General features: G+C 61.8%; 10 protein-coding genes and 1 pseudogene. 8 read left to right on the forward strand and 3 right to left on the reverse strand.

Features of this window, described 5'->3' with window-relative positions:
- Positions 1-318: 318 nt before the first annotated feature.
- Positions 319-1227 carry a class I SAM-dependent methyltransferase gene (locus MFF22_RS18485; protein WP_238250677.1) on the forward strand — a complete coding sequence of 303 codons (909 nt, stop codon included), beginning with the start codon at positions 319-321 and terminating at the stop codon, positions 1225-1227.
- Between the two features lie 217 nt (positions 1228-1444).
- Here MFF22_RS18485 and MFF22_RS18490 read toward each other — a convergent pair whose 3' ends face one another.
- Positions 1445-2587 carry a GGDEF domain-containing protein gene (locus MFF22_RS18490; protein ID WP_238250679.1) on the reverse strand — a complete coding sequence of 381 codons (1143 nt, stop codon included), beginning with the start codon at positions 2585-2587 and terminating at the stop codon, positions 1445-1447.
- Positions 2588-2927: 340 nt separating this feature from the next.
- On the opposite strand from MFF22_RS18490, the gene MFF22_RS18495 reads away from it, so the two are divergent.
- Entirely contained in the window at positions 2928-3182 is a 255-nt protein-coding gene (locus MFF22_RS18495) for a hypothetical protein (protein ID WP_238250680.1), read from the forward strand.
- A gap of 376 nt (positions 3183-3558) precedes the next feature.
- On the forward strand, positions 3559-4413 hold the full coding sequence (locus MFF22_RS18505; RefSeq protein WP_238250682.1) for an oxidoreductase: 855 nt from the start codon (positions 3559-3561) through the stop codon (positions 4411-4413).
- Between the two features lie 101 nt (positions 4414-4514).
- On the opposite strand, the gene MFF22_RS18510 is transcribed toward MFF22_RS18505, so the two are convergent.
- Positions 4515-6953: a putative bifunctional diguanylate cyclase/phosphodiesterase gene (locus tag MFF22_RS18510; protein WP_238250684.1), complete on the reverse strand. Its 2439-nt coding sequence runs from the start codon at positions 6951-6953 to the stop codon at positions 4515-4517.
- Between the two features lie 1002 nt (positions 6954-7955).
- Between MFF22_RS18510 and MFF22_RS18520 the strand changes: the two genes are divergently transcribed.
- The 5 genes from MFF22_RS18520 to MFF22_RS18540 all read left to right on the forward strand — a co-directional run bounded on the left by MFF22_RS18520 (position 7956) and on the right by MFF22_RS18540 (position 13470).
- The gene (locus MFF22_RS18520; RefSeq protein WP_238250686.1) at positions 7956-8384 is read left to right on the forward strand and encodes a hypothetical protein; all 429 of its coding nucleotides are present in this window, start codon (positions 7956-7958) and stop codon (positions 8382-8384) included.
- A gap of 449 nt (positions 8385-8833) precedes the next feature.
- Positions 8834-10921: a type I secretion system permease/ATPase gene (locus MFF22_RS18525; RefSeq protein WP_238250688.1), complete on the forward strand. Its 2088-nt coding sequence runs from the start codon at positions 8834-8836 to the stop codon at positions 10919-10921.
- Positions 10922-11186: 265 nt separating this feature from the next.
- Positions 11187-12437, forward strand: coding sequence for an HlyD family type I secretion periplasmic adaptor subunit (locus MFF22_RS18530; RefSeq protein WP_238250689.1), 1251 nt, complete (start codon positions 11187-11189; stop codon positions 12435-12437).
- Positions 12434-13075, forward strand: coding sequence for a hypothetical protein (locus tag MFF22_RS18535; protein ID WP_238250691.1), 642 nt, complete (start codon positions 12434-12436; stop codon positions 13073-13075). Before MFF22_RS18530 ends, MFF22_RS18535 begins: the two co-directional genes overlap by 4 nt.
- Positions 13076-13089: 14 nt before the next feature.
- On the forward strand, positions 13090-13470 hold the full coding sequence (locus MFF22_RS18540; RefSeq protein ID WP_238250693.1) for a hypothetical protein: 381 nt from the start codon (positions 13090-13092) through the stop codon (positions 13468-13470).
- Positions 13471-14324: 854 nt separating this feature from the next.
- Here the strand turns inward: MFF22_RS18540 and MFF22_RS18545 are convergent.
- Positions 14325-14700: pseudogene (locus tag MFF22_RS18545) on the reverse strand (integrase core domain-containing protein); the annotation flags it as partial.

Consider the following 14700-nt stretch of genomic DNA (forward strand, 5'->3'; position numbering starts at 1 on the left):
TGGGCCCGGGGCTGCACCCTCGGACCCGTCGCGGCCGCATCGTCAATCACGATGGACACGGGGAAAGATTACATAGCCCCCTGGACAAGCGTTAACCGCTCGTTAAGCTTAACCATTGCACCCCCGGGCTTTTCCGTGCGTTGGTGCGCGGGGATGCTGAAGATGGCCAGCGGCGGACTTTCGCTGTTTCTGGAGAATGACCTCCTAAGCACATTCAGATCTTTAAAAGACACTCCGCGGCCGGTCGGCGAAGTCCGGTTACCTGTCGCGGTTCCGGAATCACTTTATCCTGTCGTAGCCGAGGACGTTCAGCGGTCCTTGACCAACGTCGCCGGTCTTGCTTCGCCCGGCGACTACACCGCGATGACGGATACTCTGATCGATCTCTTGAGTCTGTTGAAGGGAACTTTCAGCGAGCGGACTTGGCACAATGCCGTGCTTCCCGCTGCACGGGGACATGCTATCGCTGGGCTGGTCCACGAATGCCCGTTTACCAGTCATTCCTTCAAGAAGCCGCGCGGATACCCGGGCGATGCCGGGTTGATCGACTTCGTCTATCGCCACCCCGCGGCGAGGCCGGCCCAGGAAGCGGCGACGGAGGCCGGGCGGACGGTCATGGGCTTCACCGTCAACGTGACGGCGTGCGAGGCCGTCCGTCACCGCCGCACAATCCTCGCCGCGAAGATCGATGAGGCCGCCGCGCGCCGGGAGATGCCCGCGATCCTCTCCGTCGCCTGCGGCCATCTTCGCGAGGCGGAACTGTGCATCGCCCTGAGGGGAGGGCGCGTCGGGCGGCTGCTCGCCGTCGATCAGGACGCCGAAAGCTTGGCCGTCGTCGAGGGCTATCGCGGTTCAGTCTCACCGGTGATCGAGGCGCGGCAGGCGACCGTCCGGCAGATCCTGGCCGGCCGGACCGACCTGGGGCGGTTCGACCTCGTCTATGCCGCCGGCCTGTACGATTACCTCGATGCGAGGGTGGCGGCCCGCCTCACGCGGGTGCTGTTCGATCACCTGCGCGAGGGAGGCAGGCTCGTGATCCCGAACTTCCTGTGGGGCGTCCGCGAGGAGGCCTACATGGAAGTCTTCATGGATTGGTATCTGCTCTACCGCACCCCCGCCGAGATCGAGGGTTTCGCGCAGGAGATCGACCCTGCGGCAATCCGGACTTCGCGCTACACGGAAGATGCCGCCGGCACGATCGGTTACTTGGAGATCGAGCGGGTCTGACCAAGTCTCCGCCGAAGCTCAGTTGGAAGACACCACCCGCTCCCCCTCGGGGGGCGGATTTCGGACGAGGTCTACCATCGACGCCAGCGTTGTGAGCGTTGCTAAACGTCGCGTCGATCCTCTTTGTGGAGAGGCCGTGGGCGTTGCCGTGACCCTGCTCACGGTGAGGCGACGGACACCAAATCAAAAGTCGCTGGAGGCAGCAGGGGGACCTCGATCACGCAACCTTTGAATATTCGAAGGCCGGTGGCGTTGCCTGGCGATACTCCTTACCCCTGGCTTTGGCGGTGTACATCGCTTGGTCGGCAGCAACCAGGATCTCGCTCGCGGTCGTCGCATGCGTGGACGAACGGGCCACGCCGATCGAGACGCCAACCGTGACGACACCCATCGGAAGGCGGATCGGGGCGGCAATATCCCGCGTCAGGCGATCTTCCAGATCTCTCGCCGCCGACCCGTGCGGCTCGGCATCGAGGAGGATCGCAAACTCGTCCCCTCCCAGGCGGGAGACGAGGTCGCCCGTGCCGGTCGACAAACGCAACCGATCTGCGACTTCGACAAGAACAAGATCACCGGCGGCATGCCCGAGCTGATCGTTAATTGTCTTGAAACCATCGAGATCCAGATAAAAAACCATGAACTGGTGCGCCGATGTTGTCTGCCGATGGCAGGCGAGATCCAGATGCTGATGGAAGAACGTGCGATTGGCCAATCCGGTGAGCCCGTCGTGACTTGCCCTATGCGTGGCGTCCTGGACTGCGAGCAGCCGATCGAGAACGAGGCGATGGAGATACAAGGTCGCTTCAACGAATACCGGGACGAAGCAGATAAGGAAGACACCCGCGAGGTTTATGGGGAGTTCTGAATTGCCCAAAGCGCCATAGATCGTCGGAACGAACATCAGGAGCCCGGTCGTAATCGGGACCCAAGGCACCATCGACAATCGCGCGCAGGCGCCGGCGCAGAATGCCATCACGAAGCCCAAAGCCAGGAGCGCGGCGGCAGTATCCCCGCCGGTGAAGGCATTGAAACTTTGGATACCCAGAGTGGCAGCTTGGGCCACCAGACCGCCGGCATGCCAACGGTACCACGGGGCGAGCGAGGCGAGGGTCAGGGCAGTGCTTCTGCGGCGCCGATAGCACATCAAAACCATCACTCGCCAGAAACCAATCATGGCAAAAGCGACAGCCATGCTGACATCGGCAGCCGTGCCGGACCGGTGCGCAAGCACCACCGCACCGATGGTCGTCGTCGCGCTGATGCCGACGGCTTGCGGCAAGCTGCTGAGGAAATTTTTGAGCAATTCCAGTCGAATATTTGCCGATAATTTTTCTTGATGCGTGCTCCGCCAAATTCTCACGACCCGTTCTCCGCAGGTATTCCGCAAGTCACAGTATGCTCAAAATCCATAGCGACAGTTAACTTTGACATCTCAGGTTGTCGTAATATCCGCAGCGCGGAGATTTGCGAAACGTAGGATTGCGAATGTGGTGAACGATCGAACAACCTTAATGGCTGCAGCTCGCAGGCTGCGCGGACGGGGCGATGGTCTCGCATTTAGACTCGCGGCTCGCCCCGGCTGCGAGGCCGGGCTATCAGCGCTCGCCGGGGCACACGGTCAGGTCGACGGTGAGATGTCACACGGCTCTTCTGGCAGATCGGCCTAGCGCTCGCCGGGCAGGCGGCTTATCAGCACCCGCATGGCCAAGCGTGCGAAATCGACCCCGCAGGAACGGGGCACGATCCTGTTCGATGTCGTCTTCGAGGATGGGAGTCGGACATCCAACCGGCGCATTCCGATGGAGATCCTCGGCGGGCTTGATGGCGATGAGCCTGCCCGTCAGCTGATCGAACAGCAGGAAGCCGAGATCGCAGAGAAGGCGGGTCGGCCGCCTCGGATCGTGCGCAGCCTCACGCGATCCGCCAAGCCCGAGCCAAAAGTCGTCCGAGACTAGTCGCTGGCCAATGCCGGGTGGGCTGGCGATGCAGCGGCCCTCGATACGAGCGATGTCCGGGCCGCCCGGTCGGCCCATGGCGGCCGAGGGGGCGAAAACGCTGGCCATCGGTCGCACATCCTGAGCGTGTCAAAGGATGTGCGGGGGTCGGACGAGCAAGATCCACGCCCTCCCTCAAGTCGCTCCGACGTCACCCTCTCGTGCTGATCGGGTCGAAACCCTGACCCGCGCGAACGCGCTGCCCGATCCCCGCGGGGACCTCGTCTTCCGGGGCGCGCGCTCCACCTAGGGTTCAGCGGACGGAGCTTGTGGCCTCAGGCCGAGACCATGCCACCCCAGTCCGGCTCTGCAGTCTACCCTCGCGCAAGGACAGGTCATGGATTCGTCGTCCAGCCCCGTTTGGTTCATCACCGGCTGTTCTACTGGCTTCGGCCGCGCCTTGGCCGAGCGCGTGCTGGCCCGCGGCTGGCGGGTCGTGGCGACGGCCCGCGATGTGGCGGCCATCGCGCCGCTGGCAGAGGCAGGAGAAGACCGCGTCCTTACCCTGCCGCTGGATGTCACACGGCACGATCAGGTCGACGCTGCGGTGCAGGCGACGACAGCCCGGTTCGGCCGGATCGATGTCCTCGTGAACAATGCGGGCTACGGCTATCAGTCCTCGGTGGAGGAGGGCGTCGACGCCGAGATCCGTGCGCAATTCGAAGCCAACGTCTTCGGGCTGTTCGATCTGACGCGCGCGGTGCTGCCGCACATGCGTCAGGCCCGCTCCGGGCACATCCTCAACATCTCCTCGGTTGCGGGCTTCGTCGGCTTCCCCGGCTCCGGCTACTACGCGGCCACCAAACATGCCGTCGAGGGTTGGTCGGATGCCTTGGCGAGCGAAGTCGAGCCGCTCGGCATCAAGGTCACCTGCGTCGAGCCAGGCCCGTTTCGCACCGATTGGGCCGGCCGCTCCCTGAAGCAGACCCAAAGCCGTATCGCAGATTACGCCGAAACCGCGGGGGCGCGCCTCCGGAATACCGCCGAGAAGAGCGGCACGCAGGTGGGTGATCCCGTCAGGGCCGGTGATGCGATGATAGCGCTGACCCAGGAGAGCAAGCCGCCCCGCCATCTCGTCCTCGGCGCGTGGGGCGTCGACGCCGTCGAGGCAAAGCTCCGGGCCACCCTGTCGGAGATCGAGACGTGGCGCGCGACGAGCTTGGCGACCGACTTCCCCGCTGACGGAGCCTGACGCCTGCACAGCGCTTCACCGGGAGGCAGTCCGTCATCGAGAGTTGTGCCAGGAGACCCGAGCCGTGAGCGCGTCTCCGTCGCCGTGTTCCGGCGGGCGCGTCACGCCGCCGTGGGGAGGGGTTGAGACTCGGCCTGGGACAGGAGTTCGAGAACCTGGCTGGCCTCGACCGGCCGGCTGAACAGGAAACCCTGGACCTCGTTGCACCCCTCGGCCCGCAGATGCGCCAGCTGGGCAGCGGTCTCGACCCCCTCGGCGGTGGTGACGATGCCGAGGCTCGCCGCGAGGCCCGTGACAGCCCGGACGATGGCGGTGCAGTGGAGGCTCTCCCCGACTTGGCTGACGAAGGAGCGGTCGATCTTGATCTTGTCGAAGGGAAAGCTGCGCAGGTAGCTGAGTGACGAGTAGCCCGTGCCGAAATCGTCCATGGCGATCCGCACGCCGAGGGCACGGAGTTCGTGCAGGGTCGCGAGGTTGGCCTCATTGTCGGCGAGGAGGACACCCTCGGTGATCTCCAGCTCAAGGCGCTCGGGCGGGAGGCCGGAGGCCATCAGCGCGCTCTGGACACTGCCGACGAGGTCGCGGGTGCGGAACTGAATCGGCGAGAGGTTCACGGCGATGCGCAGTGCGCCGGGCCAGCCGGCGGCCTCGTTGCAAGCCTGCCGCAGGACCCAGGCCCCGATGGGGTTGATCAGGCCCGTCTCCTCGGCAAGGGGGATGAAGTCGGTGGGCGGCACCAACCCGTCGGCGGGATGGTGCCAGCGCAGCAGGGCCTCGAATCCGCAGATCTTGTCGGTGGCCGAGTCGATCTGCGGCTGGTAGGCGAGCGCAAACTCGCCGCGGACGAGGGCTTCCCGTAGATCGTTCTCCCGCTTCCGCCGCGCCTGTACCCAAGCGTCCATCTCCGGCTTGAAGCACGAGAACGTGTTGCCGCCCATGGATTTGGCCCGATAGAGGGCGAGGTCGGCATTGCGCAGCAGCGTATCCGGGTCCTCCCCGTCCTGCCCCATGCAGGCGACGCCGATGCTGGTTCCGATATGGCAATCATGGCCGCTGATGGAGAAGCAGCGCCCCATCTCGCCGATGATCCGGTCGGCCAGAGCGTGGATCAACTCGTGCCGCGCGGGCCGCGCCACGAGGACGGCGAACTCATCGCCGCCCAGGCGGGCGACGCAATCCTCCTCGCGGAAGCACCCCCCGAGCCGCGTCGCCGCCTCGCACAGCAGCGCATCGCCCACGGGATGGCCGAGGGTGTCGTTGATGATCTTGAACTTGTCGAGGTCCAGGCACAGGAGGAAAAACGAGCCGTGGCCGCGACGATGTCGGTCGAGCGCTTCCGTGAGGCGCTCGGCGAAACGAAGGCGATTGGGAAGCCCCGTCAACGCGTCGTGATGGGCCATATGGGCGATGCGGGCAGCGCTGCGCCGGCTCTCGGTCACATCGACGGCCGCGCCGAGTTGTACGGCACGGCCCTCGAACACCATCGCCCGCTCAAACAGGTTCACCTCGATGAGGCTGCCATCGGACCGGCGCTGCCGTCGCAACGCCGCATCCTCCCGAATCGAGCCGGCTTCCGGCACGGACACATCCGCAAGCCGGAGCGAGAGCAAGGTGTCCCGTTCGTGACCGAAATGGTCCAGGGCGGCCTCGTTGACCGCCGCGAAACGCCCGCTCTCCGGATTGACGAGCCACATGGGCATTGGGTTGTGATCGAACAGCAGGCGGAACGAGGCCTCCCGCTGCTTGATGTCGCCGACGTCGGTCACTGTCAGGGCGACGAGGTCACCCATCGCGCCGGCCTCGACCTTGAGGTGCAGGACCATGGAATCTGAGCGCGTGTAGCTCATCTCATAGGTGGCCCGGTCCGAGGCCGCCAGCGCTTCCGCCAGACGACGGACCGGATCGATCCCAGGTCGCGCGGGAATCACCTCCCCGAGCCGCCGCCACTGGAGCGAGGCGGCGGGCTGCCGAAACATCCGGGCGGCGCCGTCGTTCAGGGCAACGATCTTGAAGTCCGTCACAAGACCGGCCGCATCCCGCAAACGGGCGAGGGCCATCATCCCGAGTTCGGTCGCGCCAAACAGGGCCCGGGCCAGTTCGGTTCGCTCGGCCTGCGGGTCGAGGTGGAGGAGAACGACGCGCTCGTGGGACCGTTCTCGCGCGAGCGGGACACCAGTCAGACGATCCGAAATCACGATGCCGTCTGCCATGCGATGGCTGTGGGCGACGGCCGGCTCCCCGGTGCCGAGAGCGGCGTTGACGATCGTCTCGATGGGCTCGCGGGTTTCATCCGGCAGATCCGCTACAGAAAGACCAGCGCGGCCATCCTGAAGCCATTCGCCAAAATCTGGACCTGCCCAGATGATGGTCTCGGCCCTGTCCGCACGCGTGTTCACGAGGGCGCAGCGATCGGCGAGGCGTCCCAGGCGCCCAAGAACCACTCTCTCGTAACTCGGCAGGGGGAGCCCGGGACGGCGGCTATCGAGCCAATGCTGGACCAGTGTTCCTGGCCGCGCGATGGGTGAATTGTGGGTGGCCATTCACGCGCGACTCCTGATCGCCGCCACACATGCGATCAAATTGTTTCAAGGAAGTTCATGCGCCGACTAATTGCTTGGAAAAAGCTGAATATAGAACCGAAGTAAGGCATGCCTTGCTTCCTTCATCGTGACCTCTTCGATGTCACAATAAGCATAGAACGAACGCGCGGTGGGTAGACCTCGCGATGTTCGACCATGCCATTACGGCCAGGGCTTTCGACAAAGCGACGATGCCGACTTTGGTGGTCGCGCAGTCGATCAGCATACGCGGCAGATGACAGCCGACGACTGAGGCGGTATTGATGATGGATGCGGCCGCCCGCAAGTCTCTCTGTCGTCAGAGAATTTGAGACCGGTTGAAGTTCTCAGGAACGGGGGCACTGGTCCAATTGGGTCGAAACGTCAGGTAGCCTGCGTACTGTCGCACAAGCGGCGATCGATGAAGGTCTGGCGTTCGATCTGCGGCTGTCTTCGCAAGATAGCCTCGACGCGGCAGATGGAGACGTCGACTGGGATGTCATTGCCTTAGGCTCTCGTGAACACGGAAATAATTTGCGGGCTCGACGAAGGTGGCCACGACTTTTTTCGACGAGCCCGCGCTGCGGCGCAAGTCATCGACCTCGTCTGCAGTAGTCGCCCAGGCCGTGCTACCGGCCAGCCGCTTCTTGCCAGCTTCTAGGAGCTCCGTAAGTAAGCCGAATTACATCGATCTGGGATGTTCTCGCGCCAACACGGCATCGGTGATGCTGTCCTCACTGTGCCGACTCTCCAGAACGATGCGGATCTTCTTCTCGCCCGAAAACTGTCGGCGCGTAGCCCGGGAGATCTCTTCGGTCGAGGCTTATGCCGGGTGTCTTGCCGGACCGAACTTATGCTTCATCCTCGCTTCGGAGGCTCCGATGGACTTGCCATCCTCCGTTCGAACTTGGCCGATGGTTCGGATCGCGTTTCCAGTCCATCCGGCGCGAAGTCTATCCGGATGTACCTCCGGATGCACGGCCAGTGCTCTATCCCAAACTGCCCGCAGGCGCACAGCGGCAGGCGAACCTCAACACAATTGGGCACCTCCCCTGGCTTATCACGCACGAGCTGACGGCGCCGAAGGGTGCGAACGCGAAGCTGCAAAAGACCATCAACGGGAATTGGCACCCCTCGGCCGCCGAGGAGGACGCCGCATTCGAAGCGTTCAACAAGCGCTACCGCACGAACGGGGCGTTGCCGAATGGATGGTCCCGTGACTACACCTCGGGAGCCAGCCTGCGGCACGTCGCCGGCCATCCGGACAACCCCTTCTGGGTGGTCAGGGCTTCGGCCGAGGTCATCGACGGGCACAACGGAATCTTCCGGCCCATCTTTCTCAACTTTCTGCGCCAGCTCTGCGATGACCGCGTGAGACGGGTTCTGCAAGATCCGCTCTGGCCTGACATCTAACTCAGCCCTGAGAGATGGCCGCATTCCCCGCTCAACGGGCCCAGACACCAAACGAGACTGAGCCGGATCAGCACAAACGAGCATGCCGGCCGCGCTCGACGCGATCGCGGGCGGCTCCGGTCGGATGGGACGCTCCTCTCCAAAATAGTCTGCCTGTCATGTCGCTCGATTTGGTTGATGGCCGTCACCGAGGGTGCAGCAGCGAGATAGGACGTGTCCAAGTGGCTCGCATCTCAGGTTGTGCCGTTTATAAAACGATTTATATCATAGCGCGACGCCGGGGATTAGCATGCTTTGAATTTCGTTGACGATGCTTCCGCGGAATAACTAATCTTCGCTTAAAGAGGCAAAAAGGTCCGCACTACGCAGGTAGTTCCGCGACTTTCACCGACTTTTAGGGGGAATCTGTGTTATCGAGCGCTCCGGGTCTGCCGGCTGCGGATACTGGTTTGCGCAGTCTTGCCCTTGTCTTCGGACTGTCAGGCGAGGCGCTCGATGTCGAGCGTGCTGCACGCGAGTATGTGCGCCCAGGCCACCTCAGCGAGCCCGATGACCTCCTCCGAGTGGCCCGGGCGCACGGCTACAAGGCGAAGCTCTGTCGTTCGTCCGTGAAACGGATCGGCGCCCTCTCTCTCCCCTTCATTGCTCGCCGGCCCGACGGCAATTTCTTCGTCATCGGGCGTCGGTGCGATGGCGGCGTCTTCGTGGGCGAAGACGGGAGTGGCCCGACACATTGGTCACTGGAGCAACTTGCGAAGAACTGGACGGGCGAGGTGCTGTTCGCCGTCCGCCGGGACCGGTCCGGCTCAGACGCCGTCAAGTTCGGCCTGGCGTGGTTTCTCCCGGTAATCCGGCGCTTTCGGAAAGTCCTCGCTGAAATCCTGGTCTTCTCGATCTTCATCCAGCTTTTGGCACTCGTGGCGCCGCTGTTCACTCAGGTGGTGATCGACAAGGTCCTTGTGCATCGCGGGTTGACGACGCTTCAAGTGCTCGTCGTCGGGCTGCTCGCCGTCAATTTCGCAGATGCAACCTTGAATTGGCTGCGGACCTATGTCTTTGCGCACACCACGAGCCGCATGGATGCAGTCCTCCGCGCACAGTTGTTTCGCCACCTCGTCGCCCTGCCGATCGGTTACTTCGAGAGCCGCGCCACCGGTCAAACCGTCGCGCGAGTTCACGAGTTGAAGAATGTACGCAACTTCATCACCTCGTCGGCGCTGACGCTGGTGATCGACGTGGTCTTCGGTCTCGCCTTTCTTGGGGTAATGACGTGGTATTCGACGACCCTCACTCTCGTCGTCGCCGCCTCGATCCCAGTCTACGCGGTGATTTCGCTGTCGATGACGCCGGTGCTGAAGGCGCGCGTGCAGGAGAAGTTCCAGCGCGGGGCGGCCAACCAGTCGATGCTGGTCGAGAGCCTCGGCGGCATCCAGACCCTCAAGGCGATGGCGGTCGAGCCTCAGGTGCGCGCGCGCTACGAGGAGCAGCTTGCCGGCTATATCGGCGCTGCGCTCCGCTGTGTAACCCTCGGCGCGGCCGGATCCCATCTTGTCGGGCTGACCGGTAAGCTCACGAGTGCGGCGCTCCTGTGGTTCGGGGCGCAGGCGGTGATCGGCGGCAGCCTGACCATCGGCGAGTTCGTGGCCTTCAACATGCTCGCCGGCCAGATCAGCGGCCCGGTCCTGCGGCTCGCCCAGTTGTGGCAGGACTTCCAGCAATTTCGCCTGTCGATCGACCGCCTCGGCGACATCCTGAACACGCCGGTCGAGCCCGGCAGCGAGGGCATCAAGCAGTGCCCGCCGCCCTTGCGGGGCCATATCCGCTTCGAGCGCGTGGGCTTCCGTTACAGGCCAGGGGGACCTGAGATCCTCCGTGGCCTCGATGTGGAGATCCGTCCCGGCGAGGTGGTCGGCATCGTCGGCCGCTCGGGTTCCGGCAAATCGACCCTGACCAAGCTGCTGCAGCGCCTTTACCTCTCGGAGCGCGGACGCGTGCTCGTCGACGGCATCGATGTCGGCCTGCTCGATCCATCGTGGCTGCGCCGGCAGATCGGGGTGGTGCCGCAGGAGAACGTCCTGTTCGCCCGTACCATCCGGGAGAACATCGCGTTGGCGGACCCGGCCGCGCCGCTCGAGCCAGTGATCCGAGCGGCGCAGCTCGCCGGCGCGCATGAGTTCATCACCGAACTGCCGCAGGGCTACGACACGGTGCTGGAGGAGCGTGGGGCCAATCTCTCCGGCGGCCAGCGCCAGCGCATCGCCATCGCACGGGCGCTGATGACGAACCCCCGCGTCCTCATCTTCGATGAGGCGACATCCGCGCTTGATTATGAGAGCGAGCGGATCATCCAGGCCAACATGCGGTCGATCTGTCAGAACCGAACGGTCCTGATCGAGGCGCACCGGCTTTCGACGGTCCGCGGCGCCAACCGCATCCTGGTGATGGATAAGGGCGAGCTCGCCGAGGCGGGGACGCACGAGGCCTTGGTCCAGCAGGGCGGCATCTATGCCGGCCTCGTGCGACAGGCGGCGGGCTGAGCAATGGTCGATCCTGTGCCCCTCCATCCCGCGTCGGACGCCAACCCGCCCGACCGCCCGCGCCGCACCGGGTTTGCCCGGGGTGGCCAAGTCATCCGTGGACGGTTCGGCCGGCGGATCGACCCGCTGGTCCCGCATTCCGCCCCGCGATTGACGGCGCAGGAAAGGGCGTTCCTGCCAGGCAGCCCTGGAGATCGTCGAGACGCCCGCGTCCCCAGCCCTGCGCTGGACCGCGCTGTCCCTCCGCGCGCTCATCGCCGGCACGGTGGCCTGGTCCTACCTCGCCCATGTCGACACCGTGGCGGTGGCCTTGGGCAAGGTGGTGCCGCTGGGTCAGGTCAAGGTGGTGCAGCCGCTGGAGACCGCGATGATCCGGGCCATCCGGGTCGAGGAGGGGGACCATGTCGACGAGGGGCAACTCCTCGTCGATCTCAACCCGACGGAGGCCCAGGCCGATCTCGGCACATTGCTCTACAACCGAGCCCAGGCCGGGCTCGATGCTGAGGTCGCGCGGGTGTTGGCCACCCGCGATCCGGCCGAGCCGTTCCGGGTTCTGCCGGATGTCGATCCGGCGCTCGCCGCCCAGAACCGGCAACAGGCCGAGCGGGAGATCGAGCGACACCTCGCAGCGGTCGCGGGGATCGAAGCCGATCTTGCACAGAAGCGCGCGGGCCTGGAGGCGAACGAGGCGCAGGTCGAGCGGGCGCGGGTACTGCTCCCGCTTCTGCAGGAGCGCTACACCACCCTGAAGGGCCTCTACGACAAGCAGTACGGTGCGCGTCCTCCGGTGCTCGATGCCGAGCAACAGCTCGTCGAGAAGCGCGCCGACCTGAAGGCCGCGGAAGGCACGCGCCGCCAGATCGAGGCGGAGGCTCGCTCGCTGGAGGCCAAGCTCGCCGAGATGCGGGCAGCCTTCCTCGCGGACGCGACGGACCGGCGGACCAAAGCGCTGCAGAAACTCGCGGGGCTCGACCACGACATCACCAAGACGCGCCAACGCGAGAGCTGCCGGAGGCTGCGAGCGCCGGTCTCCGGCGCGGTGCAGGGCGTGAAGGTGCATACGCCCGGCGCGGTGGTAACGACGGCGGACGTGCTGATGACGGTGGTGCCGGATGGGGCCGGAGTCGAGATCGACGCCCAGGTGCTCAACGACGATATCGGCTTCGTGGCGGAGGGCCAACCGGTCGAGGTGAAGCTCGAAGCCTTTCCTTTCACACGGTACGGGCTGGTGAAGGGACGCGTCCGCAAGCTCGGGCGGGACGCAGCGAGCGCGGGGCCGAACGGCGTGACGCCAGGCTCCACCGCAGCAGCGATGGCGACGGCGGCCGCCGCGGATCTCGCCTATCCGGCCAAGGTCACCCTCGACCGGGACTTGCTGCTGGTGGATGGGCGGCATGAGCCGATCCGCCCGGGAATGCGGGTGTCGGCGGGGATCCGGACCGGTGAGCGGCGGGTACTGGAGTATTTGCTCTCGCCCGTCGTGCAGGCTGTACAGGAAGCCGGGAGGGAGAGGTGAATTCTCAGAATGTCGATGCTGGCAGCAATAAAACGCTTGGCGCTCGTGCGGATAATTCTAATATGTTGCGTTGCATTGCAATTCGCGCCGGAATTTTCGCTATTTTAGCTTTCAATTTGACTTTATCGTTGCTGTCAGGTCACATTTCACCGTCATCCATTAATTCTGTTATTGTTTTTTGTATCAACTTTATCGCTTCTATAGTAATTGTATTGTATTCGACTTACAGGTTGGCAATGAATTTGTTCCGTGGAGGAGCAGTCCGTAAGATAAACGTATTACTGCTTACTATTGCGTGTGTCTCAATCGCCATAAGCACACAAGACTCAAAAATCGGCGTGTCGAGCAATTTATGGTTATTTTTATACAATTACGACATTGCGCCAATTTGTGGCCTAAATGGGTGCAAGTATGTGACAGAACTAAGTAAAGAAACACAAGAAATTTGCAACGATGACATATGCACTGTCTTGATAAAATTCGATATATTTGATGAATGCGAATATCAACTTTCTATAATGAGCGATGGAATTAAAAAATCGGATTTAGAGTTTCGAAAAAGAAGCTTTGCAAAAGATAACATTACAATAATCCGGAAAAACCACAAGCTTATTCAAACTCGCGCTTGTAAATCTTGATTCTGGAGTAAATCATGTCTGACAATACAATTTTTTATGTAAAAAATATTCGAGGTGGGTTTGTGCCCGCCACATTCCTGCAGGACTGGAAGGGTAATTTTGTTATCAACCCAAACTCAAGTATATCATACTCTGACAATTCCGCGGGTATTGCGTCTGCAACAAGCGGAAAAGGATACACCCTTTACTCGGCACCAAGCGACGATGCCCCAAAAATCGATAATCCGCTTGGATTTTTGGTCGTTCCAGAAGATAAAGGTTCTGCTCAAACGTTTGTTGACGATGTGAAATACGCATCTTCATTACCTAGTGCATCGCTGTGGGAAAAATCTGAGCTAGCTCTGCAGCAGTTCAGTGGATATCTTACCCCAATGGCGGCTCTCGGTACAGTATAGCAATACGTCTTAACTGGCCCGGGAAATCCTCAAGTTCATTATTCCGACGGTCAGAAAGACAGGCAGCCACAACAGACATTTGTCCAAGCATTTACCGATTATCCGAACTATTTGTTTGGGGCAATTGTAGCAAATAGACCAGATGGTGAAGCTCTTATCCGAGGTGCTGGCAGAGCTAATCGCATAGTGGATGCCTTAAGTGCGAAGAACACTCAAGGTGATTATGACATCTATTGACAGGTACTGTTTCGCAGAACCAAGCCTTTGATGCAATCTTGGACGGAGGATTTGAAGGTATTTCAATCAATAGCGTATTTGCGAAGGACCATTCGGGCGACAAATTGAATGGCGCTCGTCCTTCTAATTCATTGTCCGATCCGTTCGCATCCGACCCCTATGCTATATCGGATACGACTGATACTTCGATCCCTGTCGGAACTAACGGAAGCATATTAAACGGAAATTCTGCCGTAGTTGATGATAAATTCAATTCGATGTTGTCTGGACCATCCGGTCTAATCGATCAGATCAAGAGTAAATTTATCGACGATATCAATAACGACCCATCGCTAAAAAACAGTATTATTACTTATAGAGTTTACAACTAAATAGCGATCCAAATATTGAGAAGGCTACTGCCGTTCAAGGAGACGGTGGTTACGCTGTTTTTGTAAAAGGTCAAGATGCAAGTGTTACTCATACCATTTGGAACGATGCTGGTTCCATGTTGCAACAGTCTGTGCAGCAATCGGCCGGTACCACAATCGTGCGCAGCTTTGGCACGGACGATTCTGATATTTTTGCGGCCCAAACGGTTGACCTGACCGGTATTTTGGACCGAGCCGAGTGGGAGGCTACTGCATGGCCGCTGCCATAGGTAGCCGGAAGGCCAGATCCGGGTAGCTGACAGGCGCGGGCGGCCGATAGCCCAGGGACGAGTGCGGCCGGACGCGGTTGTAGGTAGTTTGCCAAAGACCGATCACGATCTGTGCCTCCTTCAGCGAGTAGAAGATCTCCTGTCTCAGGCACTCATCCTGAAGCTTTCCATTGAAGCTCTCGCAGTACCCGTTCTCCCGGCGAGCCGGGTGCGATGTACTGGATCTGCGAGCCAGCTTTGACGACCCATTTGCGCAGCGCCTTCGAGATCATCTCAGGGCCATTATCGCAGCGGATGTGCTTCGGGATGCCGTGCAGGCACATGGCGTCGATCAGCGTCAGGACCCGGAGCGA

It is taken from the genome of Methylobacterium persicinum (genome assembly GCF_022179525.1).
GTDB lineage: Bacteria > Pseudomonadota > Alphaproteobacteria > Rhizobiales > Beijerinckiaceae > Methylobacterium > Methylobacterium persicinum.